The organism is Streptomyces sp. NPDC001401 (assembly GCF_042895385.1).
In the GTDB taxonomy this organism is placed as follows: Bacteria; Actinomycetota; Actinomycetes; order Streptomycetales; family Streptomycetaceae; genus Streptomyces.
The window spans coordinates 92588-108660 of sequence record NZ_JBIAWI010000007.1; the positions used below are offsets into that span (position 1 = coordinate 92588).

General features: G+C 70.8%; 13 protein-coding genes. 6 read left to right on the forward strand and 7 right to left on the reverse strand.

Annotated elements, in window-relative coordinates; all coding sequences use genetic code 11:
* Nucleotides 1-179: 179 nt before the first annotated feature.
* The 6 genes from ACFY10_RS23855 (at nucleotide 180) to ACFY10_RS23880 (ending at nucleotide 8145) form a co-directional block, all read left to right on the forward strand.
* A complete protein-coding gene (locus ACFY10_RS23855) occupies nucleotides 180-1595 on the forward strand; it encodes a phytoene desaturase family protein (RefSeq protein ID WP_390667201.1) in 1416 nt (471 codons plus the stop codon).
* 103 nt (nucleotides 1596-1698) lie between these two features.
* Nucleotides 1699-4134, forward strand: coding sequence for a SpoIIE family protein phosphatase (locus tag ACFY10_RS23860; protein WP_390667202.1), 2436 nt, complete (start codon nucleotides 1699-1701; stop codon nucleotides 4132-4134).
* Nucleotides 4135-4136: 2 nt separating this feature from the next.
* Nucleotides 4137-5072: a LacI family DNA-binding transcriptional regulator gene (locus ACFY10_RS23865; RefSeq protein WP_390667203.1), complete on the forward strand. Its 936-nt coding sequence runs from the start codon at nucleotides 4137-4139 to the stop codon at nucleotides 5070-5072.
* A 64-nt stretch (nucleotides 5073-5136) separates the two neighbouring features.
* Nucleotides 5137-6381 carry an ABC transporter substrate-binding protein gene (locus tag ACFY10_RS23870; RefSeq protein WP_390667204.1) on the forward strand — a complete coding sequence of 415 codons (1245 nt, stop codon included), beginning with the start codon at nucleotides 5137-5139 and terminating at the stop codon, nucleotides 6379-6381.
* Nucleotides 6378-7298, forward strand: a complete 921-nt coding sequence (locus ACFY10_RS23875; RefSeq protein ID WP_390667205.1) for a carbohydrate ABC transporter permease — start codon at nucleotides 6378-6380, stop codon at nucleotides 7296-7298. Before ACFY10_RS23870 ends, ACFY10_RS23875 begins: the two co-directional genes overlap by 4 nt.
* A 19-nt stretch (nucleotides 7299-7317) precedes the next feature.
* On the forward strand, nucleotides 7318-8145 hold the full coding sequence (locus ACFY10_RS23880) for a carbohydrate ABC transporter permease (RefSeq protein WP_390667206.1): 828 nt from the start codon (nucleotides 7318-7320) through the stop codon (nucleotides 8143-8145).
* Between the two features lie 2 nt (nucleotides 8146-8147).
* On the opposite strand, the gene ACFY10_RS23885 is transcribed toward ACFY10_RS23880, so the two are convergent.
* The 7 genes from ACFY10_RS23885 to ACFY10_RS23915 form a co-directional block, all read right to left on the reverse strand.
* On the reverse strand, nucleotides 8148-8849 hold the full coding sequence (locus ACFY10_RS23885; RefSeq protein ID WP_390667207.1) for a gamma-glutamyl-gamma-aminobutyrate hydrolase family protein: 702 nt from the start codon (nucleotides 8847-8849) through the stop codon (nucleotides 8148-8150).
* Nucleotides 8846-10336 carry an aldehyde dehydrogenase gene (locus tag ACFY10_RS23890; protein ID WP_390667208.1) on the reverse strand — a complete coding sequence of 497 codons (1491 nt, stop codon included), beginning with the start codon at nucleotides 10334-10336 and terminating at the stop codon, nucleotides 8846-8848. Before ACFY10_RS23890 ends, ACFY10_RS23885 begins: the two co-directional genes overlap by 4 nt.
* The gene (locus ACFY10_RS23895) at nucleotides 10336-11826 is read right to left on the reverse strand and encodes an APC family permease (protein ID WP_390667209.1); all 1491 of its coding nucleotides are present in this window, start codon (nucleotides 11824-11826) and stop codon (nucleotides 10336-10338) included. The genes ACFY10_RS23890 and ACFY10_RS23895 overlap by 1 nt, the downstream gene beginning before the upstream one ends.
* Before the next feature lie 318 nt (nucleotides 11827-12144).
* On the reverse strand, nucleotides 12145-12774 hold the full coding sequence (locus tag ACFY10_RS23900) for a TetR/AcrR family transcriptional regulator (protein ID WP_390667210.1): 630 nt from the start codon (nucleotides 12772-12774) through the stop codon (nucleotides 12145-12147).
* A gap of 41 nt (nucleotides 12775-12815) precedes the next feature.
* Nucleotides 12816-13661 carry a fumarylacetoacetate hydrolase family protein gene (locus ACFY10_RS23905; protein ID WP_390667211.1) on the reverse strand — a complete coding sequence of 282 codons (846 nt, stop codon included), beginning with the start codon at nucleotides 13659-13661 and terminating at the stop codon, nucleotides 12816-12818.
* Between the two features lie 10 nt (nucleotides 13662-13671).
* A complete protein-coding gene (locus ACFY10_RS23910) occupies nucleotides 13672-14619 on the reverse strand; it encodes a 3,4-dihydroxyphenylacetate 2,3-dioxygenase (protein ID WP_390667212.1) in 948 nt (315 codons plus the stop codon).
* A complete protein-coding gene (locus ACFY10_RS23915; RefSeq protein WP_390667213.1) occupies nucleotides 14612-16072 on the reverse strand; it encodes an aldehyde dehydrogenase in 1461 nt (486 codons plus the stop codon). The genes ACFY10_RS23910 and ACFY10_RS23915 overlap by 8 nt, the downstream gene beginning before the upstream one ends.
* Between the last annotated feature and the right edge of the window lies 1 nt (nucleotide 16073).

Sequence of the window (16073 nt, forward strand, 5' to 3'; positions counted from 1 at the left end):
CATGGCTGATGACGGAAAGTCAGGCGGGATGCGGGCAAGCTGGAGCGGGCCGACAGCGCGTTCGCTGCGGACCTGGTGTTACGTGGAGGTGACGTCGTGTTGCGAGAGTGTCAATCGGCGTCCTGTGCAGCGTCAAGAGGTTTCGAACAATGTGCGACAGGCCGAACGGACGGAGTGGGATGAGTACAGCGACCGTCGTCGGCGCCGGGCCCAACGGACTGGCCGCCGCCGTCGCCCTGGCCCGCGCCGGCCTGCGGGTCACGGTGCTGGAGGCGGCCGACCGGATCGGCGGCGGCACCCGCTCCGGTGAGGCGATCGTGCCGGGGCTGCTGCACGACCACTGCTCGGCCATCCACCCCATGGCCGTCGGCTCGCCGTTCCTGAACGAGCTCGGCCTCGACCGATACGGGCTGCGGTGGGCGTGGCCGGAGATCGACTGCGCGCATCCGCTCGACGGCGGCACGGCCGGGGTGCTGCACCGCTCGGTGGCCGAGACCGCCGCCGGTCTCGGCGCCGACGGCCGCACCTGGCGGCGGCTGTTCGAGGGCCCTTCGACGGCGTACGACTCCTTCGGCGACGACATCATGGGCCCGCTCCTGCGCCTGCCCCGGCATCCCGTCCGCCTCGCCCGCTTCGGCGTTCCCGCGCTCGCCCCCGCCTCCCTGCTGGCGAAGGCGTTCAGGACCGAGCAGGCCAGAGGGCTGTGGGGCGGGGTCGCCGCGCACGCCTTCCACCCCCTGCAGCGGCCGCTGACCGCGAGCATCGGGCTGGGCATCGTCACCGCGGGCCACTGCTACGGCTGGGCCGTGGCCGAGGGCGGCTCGCGCCGCATCACCGACGCGCTGGCGGCGCTGCTGCGCGAACTCGGCGGGACGATCGAGACCGGGGTACGGGTGCGGTCGGTCGCGCAACTCCCGCGCGCGGACGTGACCTTGTGGGACGTGGCGCCCACCGCCCTGGCCGACATCCTCGGCGCTCTGCTGCCGCCCCGGATCGCCCGCGCCTACCGGCGCTACCGCTACGGACCGGGCGCGTTCAAGGTCGACTTCGCGGTCGAGCGCGGAGTCCCCTGGCGGGCCGAGGCGGCACGGCGGGCCGGCACGGTGCACCTCGGCGGCACCTACGCCGAGATCGCGGCCGCGGAGCGGGACATCCACACCGGGCGGATGCCGCAGCGGCCGTTCGTCCTGGTCGGGCAGCAGTACCTGGCCGACCCGTCGCGGTCGGCCGGCGACGTCCACCCCGTGTGGTCGTACGCCCACGTCCCGAACGGCTACACCGGCGACGCCACCGCGGCGATCATCGCCCAGATCGAGCGGTTCGCGCCCGGCTTCCGGGAGCGCATCATCGGCACCGCGGTGCGCACCACGCCCGGGTTCGCCGAGTACAACCCCAACTACGTCGGCGGCGACATCATGACCGGCGCCATGGACATCCACCGGCTCGTCCTCGGCACACGCCCCACCCTGCAGCCCTACGACACCGGAGTGCCCGGCCACTATCTGTGCTCCGCGGCCACCCCGCCGGGCGCGGGCGCACACGGAATGTGCGGGGCCCATGCCGCGGCACGGGCCCTGCGGCGGCTGCGCGCGTGACGCTCCGACGACCGTGCCTTGCCGACTTCATCTGACTTGTCCGATTCCGGCGCGACGCGCACGCTGGGTCTGTGAGGACCCTCACCGCGCGAATAGAGCAAGAATGGCCACTTACGATCAGGGAGACGGTCACCGCAGGTGGTCAGCCGAGGTCGCGACAGTCACCGTCAGCCTGGGCGGCATCGTCACGGGATGGAGCGAGGGCGCCCGGCGGCTGCTCGGCCACCGCGCCCCGGACGTCGTAGGACGTGCCGCGGCCGATCTGCTGCTCGGCCGGGAGGCTCCCCAGGCGGCGGGGCTCGCCCTCACCGGCTCCCAGGAATGGAGTGGCACGGCGGCACTGCGGCACCGGGACGGCCACCGTGTCGAAGTGACCCTGCACGCCCATCCGTCGCTGGGCGGTGACGGCACACCCCAGGGGTTCGTCGTCGCCGTCACCACTACTCCCGCCGATTCCCGGCACGACCGGACCATGGTGGAGTGGGCGTTCGCACAGGCCTCGATCGCACTCTCCGCCTACTCCACCGCCTCCCGCTCGTGGCACCTGAACGCGGCCGCGAAGGGCGGCGAGCACGTCTCCGGGGCGGGCAGGGCCCCGCTCGGGGCGGCCCCCGCGGACGAGGGCTTCCTGCGCTGCGTCCGCCGGGTCGCCGACGAGGCCACGCCGATGCGGTACGAGCGCTTCGCCCCGGAGCCGTCCTCCGGCCCCGCCCCCGCTTCCGCCTCCGCGCGTCACCGGGCCTGGATCGTCGAGCTCTGGCCGGTCCGGGACCCCGCCACCGGTGAGGTCGTCGGCGTGGGCACCGCCGCGTTCGACAGCAGCGACCAGCACTCGGCACGGCAGCGGCTCGCCCTGCTGCAAGAAGCGGGCACCAGCATCGGCACCACCCTGAACGTGACCCGCACCGCCCAGGAACTCGCCGCTCTCGCCGTCCCTCGGCTCGCCGACTTCGCCAGCGTGGACCTGCTCGACTCCGTGCTGCGCGGGGAGGAACCGGTACCCGGCCCGGTCGAGGCGACCGTGGTGCTCCGCAGGGTCGCCCACCGGTCCGCCACCAGGGGCGAAGTGGTGCCCGACGCGGCCGTCGACCTCGGCGGGATCGACGCCTACCCCCCGTTCTCGCCTCCCGCGCGCTGCCTGACGAGCGGGCGGCCGGTGCTCAGCGGCGCCGACGATCCCGACTTCGCCCGCTGGATCGCCGGGCACGAGTCGCGCACCGCGGCGGTTCAGACGTACGGAATCCACTCCGTCATAGCGACCCCCCTGCGCGCCCGCGGCATCACCCTCGGGGTCGCGGTCTTCGTCCGGACCGAAGGCTCCCCGCCCTTCGAGCAGGACGATCTGATCCTCGCCGAGGAGCTCGCCGGCCGGGCGGCCGTCGGCGTGGACAACGCGCGCCGCTACACCCGCGAACGCACCAACGCCCTCACCCTCCAGCGCAGTCTGCTCCCCCGTGACCTGCCCAAACAGGCGGCCGTCGAGGTGGCGTACCGCTATCTGCCGGCCGGCCGGGGTGCCGGAGTGGGCGGCGACTGGTTCGACGTCGTACCCCTGTCCGGCACCCGCGTCGCCCTCGTCGTCGGCGATGTGGTCGGGTACGGCATCCACGCCTCCGCCACCATGGGACGGCTGCGCACCGCGGTGCGCACCCTCGCCGATGTGGACCTGCCCCCGGACGAACTCCTCACCCACCTCGACGACCTGGTCATCCATCTCACCTCGGACGACGACACCGTCGACGGCCGCATCCGGGAGGACAGCGGTGAGATCGGCGCGACCTGCCTCTACGCGGTCTACGACCCCGTCTCCCGGGTCTGCACCCTTGCCAGCGCCGGCCATGTCCCGCCCGCCGTGCTGCTGCCCGACGGCACGGTCAGCGTGGTCCGCCTCAGCCCGGGACCGCTGCTCGGCGTCGGCGGGCTGCCCTTCGAGCCCACGGAGCTGGAGCTGCCCGAGGGTAGTCTGCTCGCCTTCTTCACCGACGGCCTGATCGAGGCGCGCGACCGCGATGTCGGCCTCGGGCTCGAACGGCTCTGCGAGGCGCTGGCCGCCCCCGTCCCCTCCCTCGAAGTCACCTGCGACACCGTCCTCAAGGCCCTGCTGCCCGAGTCTCCCGCCGACGACGTGGCCCTGCTCCTCGCCCGTACCCGCGCCCTGCACGCCGACCAGGTCGCCGCCTGGTCCCTGCCGTCCGACCCCGCGATCGTCGCCGACGCCAGGGCCCAGACCGCCCGCCAACTCGCCCTCTGGGGGCTCGAGGACGCCACCTTCGTCACCGAGCTGGTGGTCAGCGAACTGGTCACCAACGCCATCCGCTACGGGGCCGTCCCCATCGGCCTCAGGCTGATCCGGGACCGGACCCTGATCTGCGAGGTGTCCGACGCCAGCAACACCGCCCCGCACCTGCGCCGGGCCCGCACCTACGACGAGGGCGGCCGCGGGCTGCACATGGTCGCCCAGCTCACCCAGGGCTGGGGCACCCGGCAGACCCCGGTGGGCAAGACCATCTGGGCCGAGCAGACCCTCCCGGCCGGCTGACCATGGCCGGGCGCACCAAGAACGAGCGTTCCGGCAGCGGAACCCACACGCTCGGACTGCTGTACCCGCCGGCCGGACGCAACCGCGACTACACCACCATGCAGCTCGCCTTCGTCGGCGGGGTCGCCGAAGCCGCCACCGCCCACGGTTACGACCTGCTGCTCTCACCCGGCGACCGGCCCGACGACCCCTCGTTCCTGCGGATGATCAGCGACCGGCGGGTCGACGGCGTGATCGTCATGGAGATCCGCCGGGAGGACGACCGGGTCGAGCGGCTGGCCGAGGAGGGCTTCCCCTTCGTGGCCATCGGCCGCAACCACCGGGCCGACCAGTCCGGCTGGGTCGACCTGGACTTCGCCGGTCTGGCCGGCGGCTGCGTCCAGCACCTCGCCGACCTGGGACACACCAGGATCGCCTTCGTCAACCGGTCCGAGCAGCTGTTCAACAGCGGGTACGGGTTCGCGCGGCTCGGCGACGAGGGCTACACCGAAGCGATGAAGAAGCTCCTGCTCACCCCCCGCGCCCATCTCTGCGGCGACGACCTCGCCTCGGGGGAGCAGGTCGTGGAACGAATCCTGCTGGACGACCCCATGACCACCTCCCTGGTCACCCTGAACGAGGCGGCCCTGGAGGGCGTCTACCGCGGCCTCACCCGGCACGGCCGCAGCGTGCCGCGCGACTTCTCGGTCGTCGGCGTGGCCGCCAGCCCCTGGGCCGAGCAGGTGACCCCGGCGCTCACCGCCGCCGAGATACCCGCCAAGGAGATGACCCGGGTCGCCGTCGACCTGATGATGCAGCGGCTGCGCTCACCCGACTCGCCTCCCCGGCACGTCCTGCTGAAACCCCTGATCACCCTGCGCGCCAGCACGGGCCGCTGCCGTCCCGTGCCGGGTTCGGAACCCGAGCACGATTTCCCCGATTTCGACATGGATTTCTGATACGTCGGTTTCTGGCACGTCGTCCTCCGTGTCCCCGATCTCCGACCCTCCCCGGGAGCAGTCCATGCCGTACCCCCTCGACCGCCGCGGCTTCCTGCGCACCTCGGGCGCCGCAGCGACAGCGGCTGCCCTCGGCCTCGGCACAGCCCTGACCTCCTGCAGCTCGGCCGAGTCGGGCCCGGTCACCCTCACCTGGTGGGACTACTTCACCCTGGACAACTTCCAGCCCGGAATGAACCGCCTGATCAGGGACATCGAGGCAGGCGTCCCCGACGTGAAGATCGAGCGGCGGACCTTCCCGTTCGCGGACCTCGACCGGCAGATCACCCTGGGCGCCATCTCCGGCGACCTGCCGGACATCGCCATCGTCGACAACGTCGCCATGAACACCCTGGGCGGCAACCATCTGCTCGCCGACCTCACCGCCAGGGTCGAGAAATGGGGACAGGCCGACGACTACTACAAGGGCCCCTGGGACGGCTGCCAGGTCGGCGGCAAAACCCTCGGCATCCCCAACAACAGCAACTGCCTCGCCCTCTACTACAACACCGCGATGCTCAAGTCCGCAGGCCTGAAACCCCCCACCACCTGGGACGAACTGGCCTCCGCCGCCCACCGGCTGACCAGCGGCAACCGCTACGGCCTGGCACTGAGCGCGATCAAGACGGAGGAAGGCGTCTTCCAGTTCCTGCCGTTCTTGTGGCAGGCGGGCGGTGACCTGGACACCTTCGCCACCTACGGCGCCACCGCGCTGTCCTTCCTCGACGGCCTGATCGCCAAGGGCTCCCTGTCCGAACAGTGCGTGGGCTGGACCCAGCAGGACGCCAACACACGCTTCCTCAACCAGCGCGCCGCGATGCAGATCAACGGCCCCTGGCAGATCCCCACCCTGAAGAAGGCGGCCTTCGAGTGGAACGTGGTGGCCCTGCCCCGCGACAAGGAGGCCGCCACCTGCCTGGGCGGGGAGAACTGGGTGGTGATGGCGAACAGCAAGCACGTGGACAAGGCATGGGAGGTCCTGGAGTACACGCAGCGCCCGTCGGTGCTGGTGCCCTACCTGGAGTCGTTCGGTGAACTGCCCGCCCGCAAGGACCTTGCCAACCAGGGCACTTGGGCGTCCGACCCGGCCCTGCGGCTCTTCCTCAGCCAGCTGCCGCTGGCCCGCCCGCGTCAGTACGGACCGCACTACGCCGAGGCCTCGCAGGCCGTCGCGGAGGCGGAACAGGCCGTACTCGCCGGGTCCGCGTCCCCCTCCGCGGCGGCGAAGGCCGCGGCCGTCAAGATCGACAAAGCTCTGGGCGACCGATGAGCCGGCCTCTGTCTCCGTCCGCACGCCGCCGACGCGAGGGCTACCTGTTCTGCCTCCCGGGAATGGCCTTCCTCGCCCTCTTCCTGGCCTACCCGCTCCTCTACAACGTGTGGACGTCCGTCCACGACGTCGACCTGGGCCAACTGCTGGGCGGGACCGAGCGGTTCAACGGCCTGGACAACTACCGGACCGTGGTCGACGACCCGGCCTTCTGGCACTCCGTACGCCTCTCGCTGATCTTCACCCTCGGCTCACTGCTGCTCCAGTTCACCATCGGTTTCGCCCTGGCCCTGCTCTTCGCCCGCCCGTTCCCGCTGGGCGGTCTGCTGCGCTCGCTCCTGCTGGTGGCCTGGCTGCTCCCGCCCGTGGTCAGCGGCACCCTCTTCCGCTGGCTGCTGGACGCGGAGTCCGGCGCCTACAACGCCCTGTTCGAAGCGATCGGCCTGGGCGCCCTGTCCCACGACTGGCTCACCGACCCGTCCACCGCCCTGGCGGGCGTCGTCTTCGCCAACGTCTGGGTCGGCGTGCCCTTCAACATGCTGCTGCTCCTGGTCGGACTGCACACCATCGACCCCGAACTCCACGAGGCCGCCGCCCTCGACGGCGCGGGCGCCTGGCGGCGCTTGTGCCACATCACGCTCCCGCTGATGCGGCCGGTCTCGGTGACGGTCCTGCTCCTCGGCCTCGTCTACACCTTCAAGGTCTTCGACCTCGTCTTCGTGATGACGGGCGGCGGCCCCGTCGACGCCACCCGCGTGCTCTCCCTCTACGTCTACGAGGTCTTCTTCACGTTCTTCCGGTTCGGCGAGGGCGCCGCCGCCGGCCTGCTGCTGCTCGTCGTACCGCTGCTCGCGGGCGTGTTCTACGTACGACGGCTGCGGCGCGAGGAAGAGGCGTCGGCGGGCGGTGCCGTATGAACGCGGCAGGAGGCGCCGTATGAAACCACCACGCCACCCCTGGCTGCTCACCGCGATCGCCACGGTGATCACGGCGGCCTTCCTGCTGCCGGTGTACTGGATGGCGAAGACCAGCCTCACCCGGCCGGACCGCATCGAGGCCCCGAGCCCGCAGTGGGTGCCCGCTCCCGTCACCGGCGAGAACTACTCGACGGCACTGGGCTATGCGGGACTGACCAGGGCCCTGCTCAACAGCCTGGTGATCTCCTGCGGGGTCGTGGCGCTGACCCTGCTGCTGGGCGTTCCGCTCGCCTACGCGCTCGCCCGGATCCGGATGCGCGGTTCGGGGGCCATGGTGCTCGCGCTCCTGGTTGCGCAGTTGCCACCCGCCATCGTGCTGGCTGCACCCCTGTTCATCCTGGAACGCCGGGCCGGTCTCGCCGACACCTACCTGGGCCTGATCTTCGCCGACACGACGCTCACGCTCCCCTTCACGGTGATCGTGCTGCGTCCCGTACTGCGCAGCGTGCCGCCCGAGTTGGAGGAGGCCGCCGAGATCGACGGCTGCGGACTGCCGGGTGTGCTGCTGCGTGTCGTCCTTCCGCTCATGGTGCCCGGAGTGGTCGCGGCGGCCGGTCTGTCCTTCCTCATCGCCTGGGGCGAATTCCTGTTCGGCCTCACGCTCACCCAGGGGCCCGACGTCCAGCCCGTCACCGTCCTGCTCAACTCCTTCGTCGGACAGCACGGCACGTCATGGGGCGCCCTGATGGCCACGGCCACGCTCATCAGCATTCCGGTGGTCTGCGTCTTCACCGTCTTCCAGCGCTTCATCGTCGGCGGACTGACCTCGGGCAGCGTAAGGGGCTGACGTCATTGCCCGTCTCGGGCGGCTCGTACCAGGGCGTCGAAGAGGCCCTGCTGCGCCGCGTCCTCGTGGGCGGTGTCCTCCGGGTGCCATTGAACGGCCGTGAACCACCCACGGCAGCCGGGGAGTTCGAGTCCCTCCACGGTGCCGTCCGCGGCCCGCGCGGTGACTGCGAGGCCCGTGCCGGGGCGGTCCACCCGCTGATGGTGGTAACAGGACGCCTCCACCTTCTGCGCGCCGACCGCCTGCTCGAGCAGGGTGCCGTACTGGACTGCCACCGGGTGCACGAAGTGCCGGTGTTCGCGCTCCGGGCCGCCCATGTCCTGGTGCAGGGTGCCGCCGAGGGCGACGTTGACGACCTGGAGGCCGCGGCAGATCGCCAGCAGGGGCAGGCCCAAGTCCAGGGCTGTACGCGCGAGTTGGAGGTCGAAGGCGTCCTGGAGGTCGTCTACGTCGTACACGGTGTCGTGGGTGTCGGTGGCGCCGTAGCGGTGCGGGGCCAGGTCGCCGCCGCCGGGGAGCAGGACGCCGTCGAAGCGGGCGAGGCGGGTGGTGACCTCGGAGGTGTCGGGGTGGATGCTCGCCGGTTCGCCGCCGGCCCGCCACACCGCCTCGATCAGCGCGCGGGCGTTGACCTCGGCGGCGTACCGCAGAGCGGAGGTGGTTGCGGAGAAGCGCGCGGGAATCGCTATCAAGGGGCGGGTCACAGCTGGATCCAGGTCGTCTTGAGCTCGGTGTACTTCTCCATGGCGTGCACGGACTTGTCACGCCCGTTGCCCGACTGCTTCATGCCGCCGAAGGGCACGGTCAGGTCGCCCTCCTCGTAGCAGTTGACCCAGACCGTGCCGGCCTTCAGCGCGCGGGAGACCTTGTGGGCGGTGGACAGGTCGGAGGTCCACAGGCCGGCGGCGAGGCCGTACTCGGTGGCGTTGGCGAGTCGTACCGCCTCGTCCAGGTCGTCGAAGGTGAGGACGGAGAGGACCGGGCCGAAGATCTCCTCGCGGGCCAGTCGCATGCCGGGGGTGACGTGGTCGAAGACGGTGGGGTGCAGGAAGCTGCCGCCGGTCTCGACCCGTGTGCGCTCGCCGCCGACGCGCAGCCGCGCGCCTTCCTCGCGGCCGGTGGCGATGTGGTCGAGGACGCGGTCCAGGTGGCTTTCGCCCACCAGCGCGCCCATCTCGGTCGCCGGGTCCAGCGGATCACCGACCCGCAGTTCGCGGGCCCGGGCCACGATCGCCTCGGTGACGCGTTCGGCGATGGAGGAGTGGACGAGGAGCCGGGAGGGTGCGGTGCACATCTCGCCCTGGTTGAAGAAGATGCCCCAGGCTGCGGTGGCGGCGGCCTTCTCCAGGTCGGGGGCGTCGGGGAGGATGATGTTCGGGGACTTGCCGCCCAGTTCGAGCCAGACGCGCTTGAGGTTGGAGTCGGCCGCGTAGTGCAGGAAGTGGCGGCCGACCGCGGTGGAACCGGTGAACGCCAGGACGTCCACATCGGGGTGCAGTCCGATCGCCCGGCCGGCCACCGGTCCGTCACCGGTCACGACATTGAGCACGCCTGGCGGCAGCCCGGCCTCGGTGGCGAGCCGCCCCAGCAGCAGGGCGGACAGGGGGGAGTTCTCGGACGGCTTCAGTACGACCGTGCAGCCCGCGGCCAGCGCCGGAGCGACCTTCCAACTCGCCAGTGTCAGGGGGAAGTTCCACGGTACGACGGCGGCTACGACACCCGCCGGCTCCCGGGTGATCAGGGCGAGGGCGTCGGGGGCGGTGTGCGGGGACTCGTCGGTGAGTTTGTCCGCCAACTGCCCGTACCAGCGGAAGGTGTTGACGGCGGCACGCAGTTCGATGTCGTACGCGTCCGTGATCGGCTTGCCCATCTCCAGGCTGATGGTCAGCGCGAGCTTCTCCCGCTGCTCTTCGAGCAGTTCGGCGATGCGCAGCAGGATCCGGCCGCGGTCGGCGGGCGCGAGGCGTGGCCAGGAGCCGGAGTCGAAGGCCCGGCGGGCGGCGGCCACGGCCAGGTCGACCTCGGCGGGCCGGGCGTCGGCGATCTCGGCGAGGACCTGTCCGTCGCGGGGTGAGACGACGGCGAAGGCGGGGCCGCCGCCCGGCTCGTCCACCCCGTCGATGTGGTGCTGGGCGGGCAGGTCCAGCTCCTTGGCGCGACGCAGCAGGTCGTCGTGGGTGAGGGGCGGCATCAGCTTTCCGCTCCCTGGTCCTGGGGGTTTCCGGATGGTTCGCCTCGATGCCCGTGCCTGGTCAGCCGTGCCGCGACCAGCCCCAGGACCAGCACCGCCGGGACGGTGAGCTGGAGCCAGACGGCGGTCGTCCGGTCGCCGCCGATGAGCGTGGTGAAGTTCTCGATGATCAGCCAGATCGCACCGGCGATGCCGAGTGCGCCCAGAACCGGTGCGATCAGCGTGTTCCAGGGCCGGGTGTCGGCACGTGAGCGGCGGAAGTAGACGACCACGGAGACGGAGGTCAGGAAGTAGAGGAGCATGATCGCCAGTACGGCGACTCCGCTGAACCAGGAGAAGAGCGTCAGCACCGGATCCTTGCCCAGGAGCGCGAACGGCATGACCAGCGCCACCGCGATCACTGTCTGGACCACGCCGGCGGCCCAGGGGGAGTGGCGCCGGTTGAGCGCGGTCAGCCCGTGCGGCAGCAGGCCCTCACGGCCCAGGGAGAACAGGTAGCGGTTGGCCGAGTTGTGGAAGGCCAGGATTCCGGCGAACAGCGAGGTGGCCAGCAGGATGGGCAGTACGTCGCCGGCCCATGCGCCGAACTGGGCGGTGATGGGTGCGAAGACGAACGACGTGGCATCGCCCGACGCCAGTGCCTTGCCCGCCTCCGCGGTCGCCTTGGATGCGCCGTGCGCGGAGACCAGCATCCACGAGGTGAAGGCGAAGAAGCACATGATCACGCCGACCGACAGATAGGTGGCGCGCGGGACCGTCTTCCTGGGCTCCCGGGCCTCCTCGCCGTAGATGGCGGTGGCCTCGAAGCCGAACATCGACGCCACGGCGAACATCAGCGCCACCCCGGGAGCGCCCTGGAGCGCGGCGTGGGGCGAGAAGCTGTCGCCGAAGCCGAGCCCCTCGGGTCCGCCGCCCTTGGCGAAGGTCACGAGCGCGAAGGCGATCAGGATGCTGAACTCCGCCAGGACGAAGACGGCCAGCACCTTCGCCCCCATCTCGATCCCGGCGGCCCCGAGGAACTGGACGATCACCATGGTGACCAGCGTCCAGACCCACCATGCGATGTGTACGCCGCCGTAGTGCTCGACCAGGCCGCTCACGGTCGCGCCGTAGAGCCCGTACATGGCGGCCTGGACCGCGCAGTAGGCGAACAGGGCGACCCCGGCGCTCCCGGAGCCGGTCGGGCGCCCCAGTCCTTTGCCGATGTAGGTGTAGAAGGCGCCGGCGTCCACGACGTGGCGGCCCATGGCGACGAAGCCGATGGAGAACAGCAGGACCACGACGCCGGCCGCGAGATATGCGGCGGGGGTGCCGGCCCCGTTGCCGATGGCGACGGCGATGGGGACGGCTCCGGCGATGCCGGTGAGCGGTGCCTGGGCGGAAAGGACGAAGAAGAGGATGCCCAGGACGCCGAGGGAATCGGGCTTGAGCCTGCCTGCCATGGATGAATCCTGAGCGGTGTGCGGGGTGACCGCCGTCTGACTGTCCATTCGGATCACCTGTCGGGACGGGGAGAGGTGGGTGTCGTTTCGGGTCAAACGAGTTGCCTCATGGTGGGCTGGAACTATCCGTTTGGCAAGGGGGTCTGCGGAGATTTCCGCCCGGCGGTCGGCTTCTTACAGAGCCGTAACTCGGGATGGGGCCCGTCTGCTGGTGCACGGTGATGGCCGGTGTCCGCGGCCACGGCCCTCAGGGTGAGCCGTCCCTGCTCGTCGAGGGCGAGAGATCCGGTGCTCAGAATGCGAAAGGCCTCGGACGCAGAACGTCCGGGGCCCTGAAAAATGCAGGAAAAAATGCAGGTCAGAGGGTCATGCGCCAGCTTTCCCCGAGGCGCTGCCGCCGTTTGCGTCGAGGAGCCTGAGCAGGGAGCGCAGCTGCTCCAGGGCGGCGTCCGTGACCTCGGGCTCGCCGAGGACGAGCTGATGCAGCACCAGACCGTCGAGCGCGGCGAAGACCAGCCGGGTCATCGCCTGGTCCGCGCCGGCCGGCAGCATACGGTTCAGCTCGCGCTGCGTGGCCTCGAAGTACTGGTCGTACAGCGCCCGGAGCTGCGGCAGCAGCTCCGGGCGGCGGCGCGACTCCAGCAGCAGCTCGTACTGGAACGCCTGCGTGTCCGGATCCGCCGTGACCATGTCGGACAGACCGGTCGAGAAGTCCGCGACCTTGCCGGTGCCCGGTTCGAGGGCGCTGGTACTCAGCGAGGTGCGGATCGTGTGGGCGAGAGCCTCCTCGATCAGCGCGTCGCGGGAACCGAAATGGTGCACCACCAGGCCGTGGGTGACCCCGGCCTCCTCCGCCACGGCCCGATAGGTGAGCTTGCGCAGTCCGCCCCGCGCCACCACCCGTACGGCCGCGTTCAGCAGCGCCTCGCGCCCCTCGCCGTAGTGCAGGCGCTTGCGTGGCTGTCGGCTCTTGGGGGCGTCGGCGGAGTCGGTCATGCCGGTGACCCTACCGTTGCGGCTCGAGGAGCCTTTCGGCGTCAGCGCCTGGGCGGGCGGATACCGCGGAACTCCCAGTCGCCGCCGAGCGCGGTGGACAGCACCTCCTCCGACTCGGTGGGCCGGGCGCCGACATCGGTGCGGATCGGGGTCGGTCCGGTGACGATGCGGTTGGTGAGCCTGCCGAGGCCCTCCACCTCGACCTCTACGACGTCGCCGGGCTCGACCGGGCGGGAGTTGGCCGGGGTGCCGGACAGCAGGACGTCGCCGGGATACAGGGTGATCGTGCGGGCGATGTCGGTGACGAGATAGTGCATGTCCCACTTCATCTCGTCGGTCGAACCGTCCTGCACGACCTCGCCGTTGACGTACGTCCGCAGGCTCTTGCCGTGGAAGTCCCAGTCGGTCACCAGGCCCGGGCCGAGCGGGCACAGCGTGTCGGAGCCCTTGACGCGGAGCATGGAGCCGGCGTCGGTGTCGCGGAAGTCGTGCAGGCCGTAGTCGTTGGCGACGGTGTAGCCGGCGATGTACTCGCCCGCCTCTTCCGGGGAGATGTTCCGCGCCGTCCTGCCGATGACGATGGCGACCTCGCCCTCGTAGTTGAGCCACTTGCAGCCCTCGGGGCGGACGACGGCGCCCTGATGGGAGTTGAGGGAGGAGGTCGGCTTGTGGAAGTAGGTCGGAGTGTCCGGGAGTTCGATCCGGAACTCGTCGACGCGGCTGCGGTGGTTGAGGTGGACGGCTATCACCTTGGACGGCACCACCGGCGGCAGGTGGTGCGCCTCCTCGATCTTCACGCGGCGGCCGTCCCCGGCGACGAGCTCGTCCCCGTCGACGGTGACCTGGACGGTGGCGCCGTCGAGCAGGATGCGGCGGTATTCGGGCATGGTGGCCTTCCTAGGAGCGGCGGTGCGGGTTGTGGGGTGCGGCGGCCGTCACGGGCTCGTCCGTGCCGGTCCAGCCGCCGGCGGGGCGGTCGAACCACAGGTGGACCTGGCCGGTGCCGATGGAGTTCTCGTACTCCCCGTACTGGCGGGCCTTGGCCGTGCAGGCCTGCTCGCCGAGGGCGCCGGCCATCATCAGGTAGTGGAAGAACTTCGCCTCCGGCTTGAACTTCCAGAACTCGTCCATGGTGTCGAGGACCTTGTCGTGCCGGCCCTCCTTGAACCAGGCGATGCGCTCGTGATCGGCGGCGCGGGCCTCGGGCGTGCGGATGTGCACCGGATCGCCGGCCTCGTGGTCGCGCAGTTCGCGCAGCGGCCAGAAGGTGTGCGACAGCGCACCGGAGGCGATCAGCAGCACCCGGCGCCCAGGGGTGGCGGCGATGCCGTCGGCCAGCGCACGCCCGAGCCGCAGATGGTCCTCCATGTCGCCGGTCTGGCAGACACCGATGGTCACCCACCGCTTGTCCGGCAGCCCTTCGCCGAGGAACTTCCAGAGGTTGATGGTGGCGTAGTAGATGGGCAGGTAGTCGTCCTCGATCGCGGTGATCCAGGTGCCGTGCTTGTCGGCGAACTGCTCGATGTTGCGGGCGAGTTCGGGATCCCCGGGAAAGTCGTACGGCATCCTGCACATGCCCCGCGGCAGCTCCTCGGAGGTGAACAGGCCGGCCCGGCGCTGCTGGGCGGTGACGACGAACTCGACCGTGGTCGCCCAGTGCGAGTCGAGGACGACGACGGTGTCGTATTCCTCGGCGGCATCCCGCTCGAAGACGTCCTTGCGGAGCTGCCGGAGACCGGTGACGAGAGTGATCTCCTTGCCACCGTTCAGCTCGAGCCGGTCTTCCTCCGGGAGCACGATGGTGGGGACGTGGGCGAGCAGGCCCGCCCCGACGATCTCACCCATGGTTCTTCCATCCGTTCGGGGCGGTCACCGTGTTCTTCAGGTCGCAGTAGAAGTCGAAGCTCCAGGTGCCGCCCTCGCGGCCGACACCGGAGAGGCGGGAGCCGCCGAAGGGGGCCTGCAGGTCGCGTACGAAGAAGCAGTTGACCCAGACGGTGCCGGCGACGAGCTGTGCGGTGACGCGTTCGGCGCGCTCGCGGTCGCCGGTGGCGAGCGTGGCGGCGAGCCCGAACCGGGTGTCGTTGGCGAGACGGACGGCCTCTTCCTCTGTGCTGAAGGTCTGCAGGGTCAGGACCGGCCCGAAGACCTCCTCCTGGACGATCTCCGAGTCCTGGGCGACGTCGGTGAGCAGGGTCGGCGCGTAGTAGTGGCCGTCCTTGCGGTGCCCGCCGATGACCGCGCGCGCCCCGGCCGCCACTGCCCGCTGCACGAAGCCGTCGATCTTCTCCAGCTGGCGGGTATGGATGTTCGGGCCGATGTCGGTGGCCTCGTCCCGGGGATCCCCCTGCCTCAGACCCGTCGCCTTGTCGACGAAACGCCGGGTGAATTCCGCTGCGATCGACTCCTCGACCAGGAACCGGGTGGCCGCGAGGCACACCTGCCCGGCGTTGTCGTACTGCTCCACCGCCAGGTCGACGGCGAGCTCCAGGTCGGCGTCGGCGAAGACCAACAGCGGTGACTTGCCGCCGAGTTCGAGGCTGAGCGGGGTGAGGTTGGCGGCCGCCGACTCGGCAATCCGCTTGGCCGTCGGAACCGACCCGGTGAAGCTGATCCGGCGCACGTCCGGGTGCGAGGTGAGGGCGTCGCCGATCTCGGAGCCGTAGCCCTGCACGACGTTCAACACCCCGGCGGGCAGCCCGGCTTCGGCCGCGATGTCGGCGAGCAGGGAGGCGGTCAGCGGCGACCACTCGGCGGGCTTGAGGACGACGGTGTCGCCGGCGGCGAGCGCCGGGGCGACCTTCCAAGTGGCCAGCATCAGCGGTGCGTTCCACGGGGTGATCAGCACACAGGGGCCCGCCGGGTCCCAGCTGACGTGGTTGGCGTGCCCGCGCGTCTCGAAGTCCTCGTGGTCCAGCTTCAGCAGCCAGTCCGCGAAGAACCGGAAGTTGTGCGCCACGCGGGGCATCACACCCCGTCGGTGCGAGCGCAACAGCGCGCCGTTGTCGGTGGTCTCGACGATCGCGAGTTCTTCGATCCGCTTCTCCACACCGTCGGCGATGGCGTGCAGGATGCGGGCGCGTTCGGCGCGGGGGGTGGCGGCCCAGGAGGGGAAGGCGGCATTGGCGGCGGCCACCGCCGCAGCGGCCTCGGCGGAACCGCCGCGCGCGATCTCGCCGATTGCACCGCCGTCGATCGGCGATACGTCGGTGAAGGTCCCGGCGGAGGCGACGCGTTCGCCACCGATCCAGTGCCGGGTGTCGACGGAAACTCCGGCTACGACGATCTTGTCAGCCATA